Source organism: Pseudomonas sp. lyk4-R2A-10 (genome assembly GCF_030209075.1).
Lineage (GTDB): Bacteria > Pseudomonadota > Gammaproteobacteria > Pseudomonadales > Pseudomonadaceae > Aquipseudomonas > Aquipseudomonas glycinae.
Genome location: NZ_JARVSR010000012.1, coordinates 33,069 through 51,478 on the forward strand (window position 1 = coordinate 33,069; position 18,410 = coordinate 51,478).

Here is an 18,410-nt window from a genome sequence, read left to right on the forward strand (position 1 = left end):
CCGGCAGGGGCCCATCGCCCCTGCCGGACTGTTCCGACGCTGCGCATCGTTATATTCTGGCATCAACCTACGAAGGGATTTCGCCGTGCGCTGGCTCAGGATTGCCATAGGCTTCACCGTCACGCTGTTGACCTTGCTCTGCATGCTCCCGGCCCAGGCCGCGCAAGGCAGTGGCTGGTCGGTATTGCTTGACGATCAGGGCAACCTCCAGCTGAGCGACATCCGCTCCGCCCGCTACACCAATCAATTCAGCCCCATCGAGCTTGACCGCCTGACCGCGGCCGAACCCGATGGCGCCTTGTGGCTGCGTTTCAGACTGGCGCCCGGCAAGCACGAACAAGTGCTGCGGATCTTCGCCCCCGACCTGTCGCACCTCAATCTGTATGTACTCGACGGTGATCGACTGATCGAACAACGCGACACCGGCACCGCTCAGCCCCAGGCGGAGCGACCGCTGCCCAGCAGCGATTTCATGCTGCCGTTGCCCCAGAGTGACAAGCCCCTCGATGTCTACCTGCGACTGGTCTCAGACCACCAGCTGCGCCCGTACATCACCCTGCAAGCGGCGGTGATGGCCGCGGCCAATCACAACCAGACGCTGATCTACGGCCTGCTGTTCGGCTGTCTGGCGATGTTGATCCTGCACAACCTGATCCGCTATGCCTACACCCGCTCGCGCAGCAGCCTGTGGCTCGCGGTGTGTGAAGGTCTGTTGAGCCTGAGCCTGTTGCTGTTGCTCAACCTCGCCGGCCCGTGGTTGCCGAACTGGCACGCGATCCAGACTCCCGGCGCCTATCTGGCCCTGCTGCTGACCGCGCCCGCCGGCCTGATGTTCGCCTACCGTTTCTTCGCCCCGCTCGGCCCGCATCCGCTGAACAAGCTGCTGATCGGCGACATCCTGTTCATCGTGATCTGCAGCCTGTTGCTGTTGTTCGTCAACACCCTGCCGCTGAACATCATCACCTACGCGCTGGTGGCCCTGGCCGGCCTGAGCATGCTGCTGGTGGGTTTCTACCACTGGCAGAAAGGCTACCGCCCTGCCCGGCTGTTCGTTGCCGCAATGGTGGTGTTCAACATCGGCACGCTGATCATCCTCCCGGCCTTGCTGGGGCTGACCCTGGTGGCGCCGCAGGGCCTGATCATGACCCTGATGGGTTTCATCTGCATCAGCGGCCTGTTGATGAGCATCGCCCTCGGCGAGCGTCAACGCAGCATCACCGAAAGCCGTTTCAGCATCAGCCGCGACCTCGCAGCGAGCAACGCCGAAATCAACGCCAAGGCCGAGTTCCTGGCCAAGATCAGCCACGAAATCCGCACGCCGATGAACGGCGTACTGGGCATGACCGAACTGCTGCTCGGCACGCCACTGTCGGTCAAACAACGCGACTACGTGCAGACCATCCACAGCGCCGGCAACGAACTGCTGACCCTGATCAACGAGATACTCGACATCTCGCGGCTCGAGTCCGGGCAGATCGAACTCGACGATGTACAGTTCGATCTCAACGCGCTGATCGACGATTGCCTGAGCATCTACCGCGCCAAGGCCGAACAGCAGAACGTCGAGCTCATCAGTTTCATCCAGCCGCAAGTGCCACGGGTCATCAGTGGCGACCCGACGCGCCTGCGTCAGACGCTGCTGAGCCTGCTGGAAAACGCCCTGAAGAAAACCGAAGAAGGCGAAGTGCTGGTGGTGGTCGCCCTCGACGAACGCAGCGCCGGCCCACGCCTGCGCATTGCCGTGCAGGACAGCGGCCAGCCGATGGATCAGGAAGAGCGCGACGCGCTGATGCACGCCGAGTTGCACAGCAAGCACTTCCTGTCGGCCAACCGCCTGGGCGGCAACCTCGGTCTGGTGATCGCCCGCCAATTGATCCGCCTGATGCAGGGCGAGTTCGGCATCAAGAGCGGCGCCAGCCAGGGCAGCACGCTGTGGCTGACTCTGCCGCTGGACCCAGATCGCCTGGAGCATCCGACCTCGGATCTCGACAGCCCGCTGCAAGGCGCGCGCGTGCTGGTGGTGGACGACAACGACACCTGCCGCAAGGTGCTGGTGCAGCAATGCAGCGCCTGGGGCCTGAACGTCAGCGCCGTGCCGTCGGGCAAGGAAGCGCTGGCCCTGCTGCGCACCAAGGCGCATTTGCGTGATTACTTCGACGTGGTCCTGCTGGACCAGAACATGCCCGGCATGACCGGCATGCAACTGGCGGCCAAGATCAAGGAAGACCCGAGCCTGAACCACGACATCCTGCTGATCATGCTCACCGGCATCAGCAATGCGCCGAGCAAGATCATCGCGCGCAACTCAGGGATCAAGCGCATCCTGGCCAAACCGGTGGCCGGCTACACCCTCAAGACCACGCTCGCCGATGAACTGAACCAGCGCAATCGTGGCCAGGTGGTGTTCCAGCCACAGGTTGCGAGCCCCGCCGCGCCGGTCAAGGTGCCGAGTGATTTCCGTATTCTGGTGGCCGAAGACAACACCATTTCGACCAAGGTGATCCGGGGCATGCTCGGCAAACTCAACCTGCAGCCCGACACCGCCAGCAATGGCGAAGAAGCCTTGCAGGCGATGAAAGCCCAGCGCTACGACCTGGTGTTGATGGACTGCGAAATGCCGATCCTCGACGGCTTCTCCGCCACCCAGCAACTGCGGGCCTGGGAAGTCGGCAACCAGCGCATCCGCACGCCGATCGTGGCGCTGACCGCGCACATCCTCGCCGAGCACAAGGAACGCGCGCGCCAGGCCGGGATGGACGGGCACATGGCCAAACCGGTGGAGCTGTCGCAACTGCGAGAGCTGATCGAACACTGGGTAGCCCAGCGTGATCAGCAGAACCGTGCGACGACGCAACCGTCGTGAGCCGACAGACACGATAGCGCCTGTTAGACTCCCCCGACTTTCCCCGCCAGCGAGCCCGCGCCATGCTCCACGTGTTATTCAGTGTTTACCTGAAGATGCTGGTGCTCTACAGCCCGTTCTTCGTGTTGTCCTGCTTCATCAGCCTGACCCGCGGTTACTCGCGCAAGGAACAACGCCGCCTGGCCTGGAAAGTGGCTGTCGCCACCCTGGTCTCGAGCGTATTGCTGTACCTGTTCGGGCGGGTAATCTTCGATGTGTTCGGCATCACTGTGGATGCCTTCCGCATCGGTGCCGGCAGCGTACTGTTCATTTCGGCGCTGGGCATGGCGCAGGGCAAGTCCGCCGTGCAGACCGACAACGTGCAGCAGGACGTGACGATTGTTCCGCTGACCATTCCGCTGACCGTCGGCCCCGGCACCATCGGTGCGCTATTGGTGATGGGCGTCAGCCAGCCGCACTGGGACGACAAGCTCTTTGCGATCATGAGCATCGCCCTCGCCAGCTTCACGGTGGGCGTGGTGTTGTACCTGTCGAACCGCATCGAACGGATTCTCGGCGATCAGGGTCTGCAGATCGTCAGCCGCCTGATGGGACTGTTTGTCTGCGCCCTGGCTGCGCAAATCATCTTTACCGGTGTGAAAGGTTATCTGGTGCCGTGAAGCAGAAATACACAAGGCCGCCGATGCAGACATCAGCGGCCTTTTTTGGTGGCCATCGAATCAGCGGGTGAACGATTCGCTCGTTGCGATCAACGCCTTCATTTCCACGTATCCTTTGTCGACCTGATCAGCCATGACCGTGAGCAGCAACCGTTCAAGACTGAACCGGTGGTTACTCGTTCCGGTCCTGACATGGATCTCCATCGCAATGACCGGCCCGCCTTCCGAGGCGTACACATCGCGCACTATCAGACTGTGAGCGTTGTCCGGATCGATCAACACCAGTTGTCCGTCCTGCACCGTCAGCAACAGATGTTCGTTCGCAGACATCTCAAGGATCAGGACGGGCAGTTTTGAAGGCTGAATGACCGGGGAAGGCTGGCATTCGAGCACGATGCAGTCCATACGCTGCCAGTCCTCGTCGTTCAGGCGACAGACCTGTTGCGGCGAGCCGAATGTCAGCAACAGCCTTTCAACGCCCTGCGGCACTACTGCCTGCGAACCCGGAAAGTCACCGCGAGATGCAATGAACATGACCTCTTCATCCCGTTTCGCCAGGCAATCCTGCATCCAGACCGAGATTGAAGGGGCCGGATCAAAGCGCTGAGTGAAGACAACGTTATCCGCGGAGTCGAACGTCAGCGGCACAGATCCACTTTTAATGCCCAGAAACGCCGGCCATTGCCCGTCTGACGGTTTGCGAACGTCAAACAGCTGATCGGACTCGGGGACATAGTACCGATAGCGACCATCCTTCTCTCCGACCGGCATGAAGGCGGCATGAGGAAATGCCGAGACCAGCTTTTGCAAACGGCCGCGCAGCTGGACGTCGGTTGAATGATCAAGGGCGGACCAGCGATTTTCGACACCGAGGATTCTGGCCGGCCGGCCCTCGATCAACGCCAGGTTCACACCGTCCCGAGTCTGCGCCAGCAATCCTTGACCATGAACCTCGACCTCCGCAACCTGCCACTGATCCCAGACGGGCTCCACCTTCGGCAAATGCTCCCGGTTCAACAGCTTCGAGCCTTCGGCAAAGGCGACCCGAACGGCTGCGAAATCGACAAATGCCTGGCGATAGAGCTTGCCCGCCTCCTTGTCGAACACCCAGGCTGCCTTTCCTTCCGGCGTCATGGCGAGCAACGTCAGTTCCCCGCCAGAGCCGCCGTCCACCAGCAACAACTGCCCGGCGATGCACCAAGCCGCCAGGAATCCGGGACTGGAAGTACGAGTCAGACCAATGACCGCAAACGGCGCGGCCTTATACGCTTGAGCCAGCTTCGCCAATGCATCGATCCATTGCGGATTCAGTTCGAACCAGCGCTGACCGACACCGATGAACCGCAGTTCGCCGTCCCTGTCGACTTCGAACAGACGCCCGTCCTTTTTGGTGGCAATGTAACGACCTGCGGTGGAAGTCATCTCGACGACATCGTTTTCGATAACGTCGTCCAGGGTCTCCCTGTCTTCGATCCGGCTCAGCGCAACTCGAATGAGCGTTTCATCTTCCTTGTCATAAATAATCGCGTCCTGATTATCGACCCGGTCCCACATCAACATCGTCCGCTGCGTGACATCGAAATCATTGAGGATGAATTGGTTGTCATGCGGCCGAAGCCATCCAGAGTACGCAAACTCACCGTGGTCAATACAGCGCAACCCAATAAACGGCGCGGATTTCCAGGAGCTCAGCGACGCGGACATTTCGCTGGAGTCATCGGCATACGGCCTGGATCGCATGAACTGACTCAAAGGTTGTTTCCAGTACTCCAGTGTCCTTTGAAGTAAATCTTCAGAGTGACTACTGGCATGGAAGTGGGTGAATGTCAGCTTTTGTCCGCGAATCAGATATTCCAGCGAATAGTCGGTCTCACCCGACCCGGTGATTTCCTGAACGACACGCAGATCTCCGCCGACTGTGCCTTCGAAACCCTTGATTCTTGAACCCTGCGCAGGATTCATCAGGCGATAGCGATGATTGACCGTTCCGGAAAGGGCATCGACACGCCATATCGTCGGGTGGTCGGGATGGTAGAACCACGCATGCTCTGCGACGACAGCCCCAAGAACGATGCCTGTGTTCACTGCGTCCGGCAGATTGCGCGGATACAGCATGCGATCCCGCCCGGCGTCGTAGTACCCGGTGGTCGAGACAGGCCTGTTCGAGACGGTCAAAGGCACATGGAAACCGGATACTGGAATGTGTGACGACGCCAGTCGATTCGCCCGGCGCAGGCTCCTGAGCCTTGCCAGAACGGTATCGGAAATCCGATCCACGTCCGGCGGATCGATTGTGATGCCAACAGCGGATTTACTTGTTTGCCAAACCCTGTCGCTTTCCAGATCCATGCGAACCAGCAGCAACGCATTGTTTTTGCTGCGATCGACCTGAAACAGTTCGCCGCCCTTGAGCCGTATAAAACCTTCAAAGCCATCGATCCGGATGCCGTCGACGATAAGTACAGCGTCCTCGAACCGGACCTGTTCCTCACCGGCCCAAGGCGCGGAAATTACCCAGTCGGCTGTGGCACGAGGCGAAAACGCCACGACGGAAGGTCCGTCAACCAGAGGCGGCGAATTGAGGACAACCGATACCACACCCGGACTGAGCGTCAGCTGCACTTGTCCAGAATGGGCGGTGATCTCATAGGAAATCAGGTTGTTCCATTCGGCCGGCAATTGAGGTACGACCAACTGGCGGCAGTGTTCATTCAGGCTGATGCGGACAGTGGTCGGCTTGTTGAACGGATGCAGTTTGTAGAGGACATGAGGGAACGGGGCCGTGGAAAAGAACTGGAACCGTTGCTCGCCCCGCTCATCGAACTCCAGGCGTTTCTTCCACCCGTCGATGATATTGGGATAGGACGTACGCAGTCTGCTGCTGTCTTGCGCAACCGGTAATGGATAGTCCCCGTAATCCCAGAAACGCTGATAAGCCGTCAGGCGTTCTGACACATCCTCGTCGGGAGCAAAACCGGACGAGCCCAATTGGTATTCATATCCGTAGTAACAGGTTGGCGTGCAGGGCAATACAACTGCATTGACCTTATTCTGCCTGTCGATTCTCAGAGTTGATGGGAGGCGCAGCGCTTCGCGAATATTGATCGCCCGGTGCTGTTCCTGGTCTCTTGCATCGAAGGAGGGAAGCCCTACAGTCTGAAAGATCGTCGGAAAGAACTTCTGGCTATCGAACTCCACGCTGCCCCGCCGTAGATCCAGCGCTGTAATGACGGCTTCAGGTTCGAACCTCAGGACACCCTCCTCTATGTTGTGCCCCGACTCTGTGTAGGCTTCATTGATCAGAAACAAGTGCCGTCCGACCGCTCTGGCCTTGTCGCTGATTTGTCCCAGGTTGCTGGCAATGGCCGCTGCACCGATACCGATGCCCAACAAAGGAACCGACAGCACAGCGGCGGCTGCCCCCACCGTACCGCCGACAGCCAGCGCAGCTATATCCAGACCCAACGCCGCCACATTGAAGGCAAGCTGAGTGGCGAATCGCGAGCGTTGCTCATCATTGGTGGCCACGGTCAGGCCATGGATGTCGAAACCGATGTTGACCGCCGAGAACCCGAGGCCCACTCCCGACGCGGCGCGACCCAGCAGACGCGAGGACAGTGAAGCGTGACCCGCGGCAAGAGCCCGTTCACTCGCCGCCACTTGTCGCACCAGACTGACCATCTGCAGTGCATCTGTCGCGACACCGAAACTCAGTTGCGCATAGCTCACGTATGCCTGGACCTGCAAAGCGGTGGTCAATGCAGGAATCTGCCCCCCTTGACGTTGATACTCTCGACTGCGCATCTCATTGATGATGGCCTGGATAGCGAAGGCAAAACTCAAGCGGCTGCCGCCGTCAGAATCCGCCGGACCTCGCGCCGGACCCGCAAGGTTTTTTGCCAGACGCTTGATGTGCCTTGCGAGTTTGATGAAGCGTGAGTCGACGGTACTGACCTCGACCGAGACCTGGGGATTGCGAGCGTCAACCAGGGTCAGCGTGTAGTGCGTTTTCGATGTTTCCTTCACCGTCTCAAGCAATGGCAGATAGTGCTCCCCAAGTTTATTGTCACTGCGCAAACGCCGGGTTGCTTCTTCGAACTCGCCTGCCTGGTAGCGCGCATCAAGTTGCGCCAGGCCCTCTCCCATCCGCAGGTTTTCAGAAAGCGAGCGCATGCGTGCCGACGCCTGTTCATCCCATACCGAAACCGTTCGGCCGACGGTAACCCGTTCGCTCTTCAGAAGGTCGTTCACGGACAGTTTCGAAGGCAATACCTTGTCGGCAATCGCCTTCGTATCCAGTTCGATCACCGTGAACACGGAGTCGGTCGAACCGGCCAGACCATAGAGCGCTGCCAAATCACCGTCACTGGCGAGGTGACCTTGAATGGCTTGCTGGAGTTGATCTGCCCGGGAGAATCCGTAAATTGCAAAATTCGGGTCGAAAAAGCGATAGGCCGGTTTACCGTCAATCTGAATCCTGGCTACCAGCAATGCATGCTTGCCGGTGTCGAGCAGGTAGACAGCAGATCCGGGTTTCATCTCAAGATTGCGGACAATCACGTCAAGCCCAAGTACCCCGTTCGAGCGCCCGATCTCGGTCGTTGCAACGCCCGACAAATCATCCAGCGCGGCAAACATGGCTCGGGACTCGGCGTCAGTGGGGTCAAGACTGGCATTGGCAATCCGGCCAACCAGCGCACGCTGGGCCTCGTCCCCGAGTCCCAGCGCAGCGGCCATCAGCAATGCCAAGGGAAAGCAGCGGCGGCCGGGATCGTCGGTGCCCAGTCTCAACAGATCCTGGGGAAACTGTCGCGCCGAAATGGCCCCCGCGTTGTAAAACCGCTCCCGAACCCGCGCGGCACTTTCAAGGATTTTCGTCTGATAGTCGCGGCGCGCGGTGCTGTTGATCTGTGCAATGCGCTGCCCCCACTGGTACAGGGTCAGCGGCTCGGCCAATGCACGCACTTTCAGTTCGCCCGCTGTCTCCACGCCAAGTGTACCCCCATGGGCAAGGCCTGCTTCAAACGCGGGAGCCTTGCTCTCGTGGAGGACCTTTTCGATAGCGTTGTAGCGTTTGAAAAAACTCTCATCGGCGGTTCCCAGGGCGACCTCCTGGACTTTTTCCCAGGCCTCGGCAAAACCTTGGGCATCCACGTTCGGTGCGCGGAACAATCCCCCGATGACAGCCCTCTGCAAAGGACTCAATTGATCCAGTGCAACCGATCCGTGGGCAAGCCGGGTCAGGAAATCATTGAGATTGCCGGCGACCTGTTCCCCGTTGGAAACAGGCAGGGCGCTGTCAGGCTGCGCAAGGATTTGCTGTCGAACATCGAAACCCAGGTCGACGCGCCTGCCGACATCGATTTCACCACTGAGTTTGTCTCGCATGGCATTGATCAAGGGCTCGCCCAGATCATTCATCAGCTTCTGCAATACATCGGTCAAGAACACCGGTTTACCTTCAATAACCGGCCAGCCCTGCTTGAGTGTCATATGGTGCTCATTGAGCAACTCCGTCAGGTTGGCGCCATAACGTGACAGGAGCTTTCCACCCTTCCACTTGTTGTGTTCTTTCGTCAGCCATTGTTCTGGATCATCATTGACGGTCCAGCCAGAGATCATTTCCTCTTCGGTATAGACGTTATAACCACTTACCAACTTGAGATGATTACGGACATCATCAACATGATCGGGCAATAATTTATCTTCTATATACTTTGCCACTCCCGCCACCGCCCCACCCGGCCCGGTCAGCGTGATAGTTCCTCGTGCGCCGATACGAATTCCGTCTTGATAATACGTAGCAATGGCTTCAATGAGACTCGCCGATGAATAGTGATTTTTTGAACCTGGAAATCTTCCTTCAGCCTGTTTTTCATTGACGACGTTCTGAATGACGCTGATAACACGGCTATCATCCGTCGCCACGATGCCCGCTGCGTCCAGACGACGTTCGACTTCATACAAACAGTCATAATTCAAACGGATCGCTTGCATGTAGGCCATGGTCATTGCGCTGCGCGGGTGGGCCAGAAAATGCGCGTTCATTTCGTTGTTGGATGCAATGCCTCGCGCGACCCCCAGGCGAACAGCGTCCTGCGGTACCGAGCGGTCCTTCGGGGCAACGAATATTCTGGAAAGACCCGGCTTCTCGCGGGCGAACGCGAGCAGTTTATCTTTATGCTCCGCAGGAATTTTGTCGGTTCTGTCTGTGTATCGGGACCGATCTCGACCGGGCATCAACGCGGCATCTTCGTTGAGTAGAAGTTGTAGAACGCCGACCTTCGCATCTGCGCTGAACTTGCTGATGTCCACCCCGCCCAGCCCGTCGGCAAACGGAGGCAAATAGTCCATGTCACTGTAGCGGCCGCCCTCCAGAAACCCGGCCTGCAACCTGACGACATCGCTGGCTGCCGCGAAATTTCCGCGCATGCCGACTTCCCGCTGATAGACATCCTGCAGAAAATGTCCGGCAAACTCATGGCCAACGTCACGCAGATGCAGATCGTCACTTGCCATCGCCAGATGCGAATCCAGACACTTCTGGCGGAACGCCTCCAGCACCGTCCGGTCCTTGCCATAAGCGCTGACCATCAACTGGATGCGGGCGTCATCCCTGCGTCCGGCCCATTGTGGCTGGTTGATGTAATCCGACATCTGGAGTTTCAGGATACGCGCGCGGTCTTCAATCATTTGCGACAGCTGCGAAGGTTTGCTGACTTGATCTCCCCCGGACTCCATCGCATGCGCCCTGGCGCTGTCGAGAATGACGCGGTTCATCTCGAAAGCCAGCAGCGCATCGCTGTCGTACCAGAGATTGAATCGGTAATCCTCCGGGCCCAGCAAGGCGCGCCAGATATTCATGTAGTCGCGCTGGATGTTGCCGACTTCACTGCCGCCTACCCAGACGAAGTGCATGATTTTCGGCACGGGACGAGCGACACCCGAAAGCATGGAAACGGTTGCGGAAAGCCGCGATGCGTAACTTTTAATACCGACACGCGCCCGTTCGATGACCGACGAGGCGGGCCCTTCCATTCGCCCGGCCAACGATTCGAAGGTTTCCAGAAAGAGTTTGACCGGCAACTGCTTTTCGGCGATCGGCGCAGTTGCAACGACAGATTGAAAATAACGTTCCAGCGCCGAGTATTCGGCACTCGCCGAATACTCGGCGAACGCTGCCTTTATTGTCTTAAATTCGGACACTGAAGAAAACCAGGACAATTCTGCAACATCCCCTGGGACATATTCCATAAAAACCACCTTTAACCAACCATCCATTGAAGTCCGGTTCAAAACTACCCAAACAACACAAACATGGCAAAACCATGGAAATTCCAAACATTACAATCGAAACATTAAAAAACACCAACTCGAAGAACAACACACTAACTACCAAAAAACTCTCGCCTGCCGACCTGAAAACAAAAAAAACAATAAACTTTCCGCACCACAAATTAAGTTTCGGCATTGGCAAACAGCCTGTTGCGCGCACAAACAAAAAGACCGCCGATGTTCGTATCGGCGGTCTTTTTTGTCAGTGTTCACGAATCGGCAGACGCAAGTCCTCGACGTTAAAGCGTAGAGTCGGCAGTGACTTTACCCTTCGCCTCATCCAACAGTTCTTTAAGTTTCACACTATTGCTCCCACCTCTGCGCTCCATCAACCAACGCACGAGCGACGATACCTTGCAACGTCGCAAGCCCTGAACCTCGAGCATCGCATCGCCACGCAGACTGGTATCACTCGCACACGCATTGCGCCAGATCAGATTGTGCTCGCTGTCCGGATCCACCACGATCAAATGATCCCCGACCAGACTTGCCTCAAGCTTCTGTGGCGAATCCGGCGACCAGATCAATCGGCCCGGAACCAAAGGCGTGCCGCCCAAAGGGAAACGGCAATCGACCACCAGAGAATCAAGCTTGCGCGCCAGCGCCGGCGTCAGATGACATTTCATCGAGCCACGGCCCATGCGCACCACCAACATGAGCACGTCGTCGGGGATCAACGGCATGAGGTCGTTCGCATCCATCCGTCCCTGGATCACGAGCACCTCGCCGACGCGCCGGACGTAATCCAGAGGGCCGATCCGATGCTTGCTCGGGAAGCCCTGGACTAAACGCGCCTCAGGCTCGTGCAGCAAGACGTCGGCGTATCGACGGGTTCCCAGCAACTGGAAGTCCTTGGGCAAATCCGCAGCGGCGACGCGGACCAATCGCCCGCTGTCGACGATGTACCACTGCTCGATGGGGTCTCGGGACGCAACGGAAATGAACGGACGATGCGCTTCCGTCGCCAGAAGGGCATGCAGACTCTCGGTCACGGACTCGCCCTGCGCCGCCACCCAGTCAGGCGCCACCGCGACAATCATCGGCTGTTCCTGATAATGCAATTCAAACACCACGCCATCGCGGGTCGTTCCCATGAGACCGGCGCCCTCAATCCAGACATCGGTGAAACTCTGCCGCTCCCATTCCCGTTCCGGCTTGGGCACGGCGTCAGCCTGACGCAACTGCGAGCCACTTCCGAATGCCGGGCCGAGTCGCTGCGGATCAACGAACGCCTGCCGCCAGACCGCTCCCGCCGCCGGATCGAACAACCAGGCCGACTGATTATCGGGAGTCAGTCCCAGCAGACGCACATCGGCGCTACCCACCTCACTCAACAACAGGCGGTTGCCCACGAACCAACCGTGGACACCTGCATCGGCGGCGACATTTGCAATGCCAACGATGGAGAACTGCTCAGCCTCGTGCTGAAGGGCCAGAGATTCCAGCGCCAGCCACCATTGTGCACGGCCCTTGAGCCAGCGCTCGCCGACTCCGGCAAACTGCGCGTTGCCATCGGCCCCCATCTCGAAGACCAGCCCGTCTTCGGTCTTCGCCAGATAACTGTTCTGCTCGGCGATTACCTCCTTGAGCCGATCAGGCTGGACCCAACGATGCGACCAGCGATTCTCGCCCTGCACCACGGTGCGCTCCACCCGGCACAACTTCTGGAAGAGTCGGTCGTAGATGACGAATACATCGTTGTCACCAGCAACGGTGAGCAACATCAGATCATTCAGATTCTGCACAGAGTCACGCCAGCCGCGCAGATGATGACGACGTGGCACCGGACGGATGATCAGGTTGTCCCGGGAACGAATCCACGCCATGTCGCGCAGTGTCTCATCCATTTTCCAGCAGATGGAAACGTAAGGCGCGAACTGCCAGTCGACCGTCGTGTATTCCCGCTCGCCGAGAACCGGCGGGAACAAAAACCTGTCCCCCAGCACAGGCACCCAGTCAGTCAGGGCATGACGGTCATCGAGCAACGCCTCGAATTGCAATTCAAGACCGCGGTTCACCGAACTCAGCCACATCTGTCCGTCGTGAATCAGGTAATTGAAGCGCTCAACCGTTGCGTCCGGCTGGACATATTCCTGCACGACGTGGAGAACCCCATGGCCGTCGGCTTCCACACTGCGAATCGTACCGGTCCCCTGCTTCCTGACCAGCAGGCGATAGCGATGGCTGAGCAGTCCGGTGCTCGCATCGACCTGCAAGATGTCGAAACCGTCTTTTTCATGGAAATACGCAAACTCGCCGGCTACGGCGGACAACATCAGATCCTCTTCCGAGAGATCGTAGTCGTTACGGATGTGCAGAACACGATCCTCTGCGGCGTCATACCAACCGGTGGTGTAACGCGGCGCTTCGGCTTTTTCAAAGGGGATCGGATAGTTGTTGATCCGCGTATAGGGCAGCGCCAATCGATGGTCCCTGGCCAACGCCAGCAGATGATCCTGCAACACCTGACCGTCGATGCCCTTCGGCGCCTGTTCCTGTACCACCACCAACCGGCGTTGCTGACTGCCCTCGACCTTCAGCAGGCGGCCACCGTCGATGACCAGAAACACCTCGGACGGTCCGGTTCCCGACATTTTGAACTGACAGTCCTTCACACTGAACGCGCCGGTCTTGCCGAATTGAATGTCGCTTTCACTCGCCCAGGGTGCTACCAGAATCCAGCGATTGTTCTGTGTGCCCGCTGACACCAGTTCGACATTGGCACCGGGACTGAGCACCAAGGTGCAGAGGCTTGCGCCACCTTGCAGTCGATAGGAAAGTTTGTCCTGCCACGCCGGCGGGATATTCGGCACCACCAGTTTGCGCTCCCGCGCATCGAGCTTGACGCTGATTTGGGTCGCACGGTAATCCGGCCACAGCCGATTGACGATGTAGTGGCTGGGGAACGAGTAGAACGAATGCAGGAACAGCCATTTGCCATCCGGCTTCCTCTTCTCCAGACGCCGGGCGATATCGAAGCCCGTGTCATGGCGTTGCGAGGAGAAAGGCAATGTCTGGTATTCGTAGCGATAGCAGGCCTGGGGCGTACACGGCAACACGATCGCCTGGTCGGCCGGGGGAACGAAACGCATGCGGTCGGGATAACCCAGTTCCTTGCTGAGGTTGATTGCACGCGCGTAGTCCGCCTCGAATTCCGGCACACCGAAATGATCGCGCAGCGGGTAGAGTTTGGTGCTCTCCAGCGACACCTCTCCAGTGTCCATGTCAATGTCAGTGACTATCAGAGACGCGCGCGGCAGCCAGACATCCTGCGTGGGTTTGTAGTGGTAGGCCTGGCCGCGGTGAGCCTGTTCGAGCTCGTTGAAAAACAGACCGACCGCTTTCGCCTCCTCCGCAATGATCGCGTACGCCTGTGCCAATGCAGTCACGCCCACCGCCAGCCCGCCGATAATCACGCCCGCGCCACCCAGCACTGCTGCCGCCGTTCCGGCCCCGGCAAGCCCCGCGCCCATTCCGGCACCGGTCAGGGCGAGGCTGGTGGCATCGAATGTCAGCTGGGTGGCGTAGGTCACGGTTTCGAGATCGTTCTGCGCCGTCGCCAACTGATAAATATCGAACCCGACGTTGGCCAGCCCCAGCACAGCCCCCACGCCCTCATTGGCCACATGTCCAGCCACCGCCCCGATGGTTTTACCTGTCAATGGCGCCAGCGCTTCGCCGACGACCCGCGCACTGGTCCGGGCAATGATTTTTTCATCGCGCAGTGCCTCCTTTACCAGCGCGATCAGTCCCGCCGCGTCGAACAGAGTGCCATGTGCCAGTTGTGCATAGTTGACATACGCATGCCAGCGCACGGCAGTGGTCATGGTCCGGTCGTCGCCTTCGCGTCCACGCAGGGCATTCATCAATGCCTGAACTGCGAATCCGGCATTGAGGGTGTGAACAGCCGCCGCTTCTGTGGCTTGCTGCGTTGCACCCGCCTTGACCGGCTTGCGTCCGAGGGTCGAGAACAGCTCGGACAGATAGTTCCTGATACGCAACAGGCGCCCGTCGATGCTGGTCACCGTCGCCACGAGCTCACCCGTATTCGGGTCCAGCATGCCAAGCCGGTACGGGCCCTCGTGTGTGAACTCCAGCGAGCTGAACAATGGCACCAGCGGCGACACCGAGTCATGCCCTTCCTGCAAGCGCGACGTCGCGCTGGCAATCTGCTCGGCCCACCAGTGATGGTCGGCATCAAACAACGCGCGGCCCAGGCGCGGATTTTCCATCAAGGCTCGACCGTGCGCACTGTTCAGCCGCTGGCGAACCTTGCGCAACGGTACGTTCGGCAAGGTGTCCTCCGTGAACAAGTGTGCCACTTTGACGCCTGTCGACAGCATCTGCTCCGAGACCTGCTGGCCCTTTATGTCGATCAAATCGAACCGCGGATGGTCGGCCTCACCGTAGGCAGCGTAATGTCTGGCCATCCCCAACCGGAAGAATTTTCCCAGCGCCACTTTAAACGAGACGGAACTGTCGAATTCGAACACACCAAAGTTTGGATCGTAAAAGTGATACGTAACGTTGGTGCCGCTCTCGGTTCTGGCTACCAGCATCGAGTGATTGTCGGAGTTGAGCATCAGGGTTCGGGTACCGACTGATGCCTCCAGCGTTGCGGCGACTGTCTCCAGATCCAGCCGCCCCAGAACGGTACCCACGTCGCCGGCCTTGACCCCGTGCATTTCCTCCACAGCCTGCAAAAACGCCTGGGAGTCAGCCTGATCCGGCTCAAGTACCGCGAGGAAGAACCTTTCGCGCAAGCGTCGGCTGGCCGCTTCACCTTGCGTCAGGGCCGCACTCATCGCCAGCACGAGAGGGAAGCAGCGACCGGCGACCGTGTCACCCGCCCCGTGCAGCAACAGATCCTGCGGTACCATCTTGACGGTACCGGCCTCGAATTGGTTGAGCACCTGCTCCACCCGTTCCTGAACTTGCTGACGGTGTTCCTGGGTGGCGACATACTGAATCAGCGCGACCTGACGTCCCCAGTCATGCAGGGTCACCGCGGTGGACAATGCTGTTTTCTTCAGGCTCAGCGCATTGCTCGAACTCGTCGGCAACACGTCGGCGACACTTTTCAGCCCGGCAACGAACTCGGCTGGGCGCCGCTGGTAGAGATGCTGCTCGATCGCAGCGTAACGCCCGGAAGTCCCGCGTTCGCTGAGGCTGTTGATCAGGTTGTCCAGCGCGCCGCCCAGTGCGGCAAAACTCTGCTCATCCAGTGACTCTGCACCGAGCAATGCCCCGAGCGTCAGACGCTGCAGCGGGCTGAGGTGCGCCAGTTGCCATGCGCCTGTACCCAGACCTGTGAGAATTTCATCCAGCGCAAGACTTCGTGTCACCTCATGACTCCGTGACGCGGGCGGGCGCCGCCTGGTGTCCTGATTGCGGATCAACTGACGATCATTGAAATCAAGCGGTATCCTATCGGCAAACGTGACCGGGCCATCATGGCCGCTCATCATTGCTCGGGTGAAGGGCTCGCCAAGATGGTCAGCCATGCGTTGCAACAGTTCGGTATTGATCACATGGCGCCCCTCGATCAAGGGCCAGCCAAGTTCGAATTCAACGGTGGAGTGCTTGAGCAGTTCGTCAATATTGCCGGCGTAGCGGGTCTTGAATTGACCGTCGCGCCAGCGCTGCTTTTCGGATTCCACCCACTTGTCGAAGTCGGTTTCGTTATCTTTCCACGAGTGATCCAACTCTTCCTCGGTGGCTCGATTGACGACGAGCAAGGGTTCGATCGCCATTTCCTCGCGTGACACCTGCGCCCCCCGAGGCGTTAAACGGGCCTTCTCGAAATCACTCGTGCCATCCTTTATCCCCACTGGACCGGTCAGATAAATCGTCCCTTCACTCTGCGGGCGAATGCCATCGTTGTAGTAACTGGCGGCCGCATCGGCCAGGTAGGTCGCAAAGACCGACTCCATGTCCGGCAGGTCATTGATAGACCCGTAGGTGCGCTCGAGCTCTTCGAGCGCCAGTGATTGCATTGCCTCGGAATCCTCGGGTTTGACCCCCCTCTGCACAGCCAGTCGAGCGGTGGCATCCACCAGTCCGAGGTTGAACTCAAGACGCTTGAGTACAGACTCCAGCACCGCCGAGCCCGGGTGCGCCATCATGTACCCGTTACTGATCGTCGATCTCACCGCCACCGCTCGCAAAGCGTAGGGGCGGACAAGCAAATCCTGAGGTGGTTGAAAAACCTGGGCTAGCAGCGGTTTGCCTTTGGCAAACGCTTGCAGTGCCTGCCGATGCGCTTCGGGAATCTGGTCGGTTCTGTCCACATAGCGGCTTTTCAGCGCTTGCCGCCCCGGCATCCATTCCGGGTTTTCGTTGAGCAACAATTGCAACAGACCCAATCGGGCATCGTCACTGAAGCCACTGATATCGACCCCCCCAACCGACTTCAACAGTGGCGGCAAATTATCCACATCGGTGTAACTGCCACCCTCCAGGTGCAACACCTCGGCTCTTACAACATCCGACGCTGCGGCGAAATTGCCGCGCAAACGCATTTCACGCTGGTAAAGGGCCTGCAGCTGCAAAGGCTTCTCGGCGCCAGCCAGATCGCGCACCTGCACATCACCGTCGACAAGCGCCTGGATACTGTCACGGTTAGTTGTTTTCAGACGCCGTAGTTCCTGTGCGTCCTGCCCGTATCCTCGAACCAGTAACTGCATTCGCGCTGCATCGGCCGACTCGCCCTTGGCGACCGCATCATTAATGTATTGGTACATCTGCTGTTTTAGCGCAATGACACGCGCGACATAGAGCTCACCCAATTCCCGCTCGGTCGCACTGTCGACACCACCGTGCTGCATGGCATCGGCTTTGGCAGCTTCTACAACAAGCTGGTTGGTTCGATATGCGAGCAAAGCATCATTGTCATACCAGACATTGATTTTATAACCCTGCCCGGCAAGTACCTTTTTCCAGACATTGATGTAATCACGCTGAATATCACCCAGCCCGCCACCGAGCCATACAAAGTGCAGGATTTTCGGCACTTGGGTGGCAGGAGTCTTCATCAGTTCAACGCCGTAGCGCAGACGCGCCTCAAAACCCTCGACCCGGTCGCTTACTTGCGCAAGGCTGAGGGCCGCCTCGCTGTCCGGGCTCGGGGCCGGTGCATTTTCCGCTTCACGGCGCACTCGATGGTTTCCCAGCTCTCCCAGAGCCTGCTTGAACAATGTCAGCGGCTGCAGCAGGCGTGGCGAATCGAGCAGACCGATGCAGGCGAAGTAATAACGAATCACTGCGTCGTACTGCTCAGTTCCTTTATGCGGCAATAATGCCCGCTCCAGGTCGGCCAGCTTGAACAAGTCGACGAACTTTACAAAGCCTTTCTCAACTTTTGAATTTTCAGCACCTTGCATTTTTAAATACTCTTTAAGTAACAACTCGTTCAAAAAAAACAAACGCACACATGAATGCCTCGCCAGGAGAAAGTCTCCAGAGCGATATAAAACGCATGTTAAAAACCCAAATACACGCCAACCAAAAGCGCGAAACCAATATAGAAAAAAACAACCGACCCAGACAAACAC

Annotated in this window: 4 protein-coding genes; 2 read left to right on the forward strand and 2 right to left on the reverse strand. The window is 58.5% G+C overall.

Features of this window, described 5'->3' with window-relative positions:
- Positions 1 to 85 precede the first annotated feature (85 nt).
- Positions 86 to 2,863, forward strand: coding sequence for a hybrid sensor histidine kinase/response regulator (locus tag QRN46_RS21175; protein ID WP_011332258.1), 2,778 nt, complete (start codon positions 86 to 88; stop codon positions 2,861 to 2,863).
- Between the two features lie 62 nt (positions 2,864 to 2,925).
- The gene (tspR, locus tag QRN46_RS21180) at positions 2,926 to 3,522 is read left to right on the forward strand and encodes a type III secretion system genes modulator TspR (RefSeq protein WP_007951032.1); all 597 of its coding nucleotides are present in this window, start codon (positions 2,926 to 2,928) and stop codon (positions 3,520 to 3,522) included.
- Positions 3,523 to 3,582: 60 nt separating this feature from the next.
- Here tspR and QRN46_RS21185 read toward each other — a convergent pair whose 3' ends face one another.
- Together QRN46_RS21185 and QRN46_RS21190 are read right to left on the reverse strand one after the other, a co-directional pair.
- Positions 3,583 to 10,776, reverse strand: a complete 7,194-nt coding sequence (locus QRN46_RS21185) for a TcdA/TcdB pore-forming domain-containing protein (RefSeq protein WP_285357042.1) — start codon at positions 10,774 to 10,776, stop codon at positions 3,583 to 3,585.
- A 320-nt stretch (positions 10,777 to 11,096) separates the two neighbouring features.
- Entirely contained in the window at positions 11,097 to 18,239 is a 7,143-nt protein-coding gene (locus tag QRN46_RS21190) for a TcdA/TcdB pore-forming domain-containing protein (protein ID WP_285357044.1), read from the reverse strand.
- Between the last annotated feature and the right edge of the window lie 171 nt (positions 18,240 to 18,410).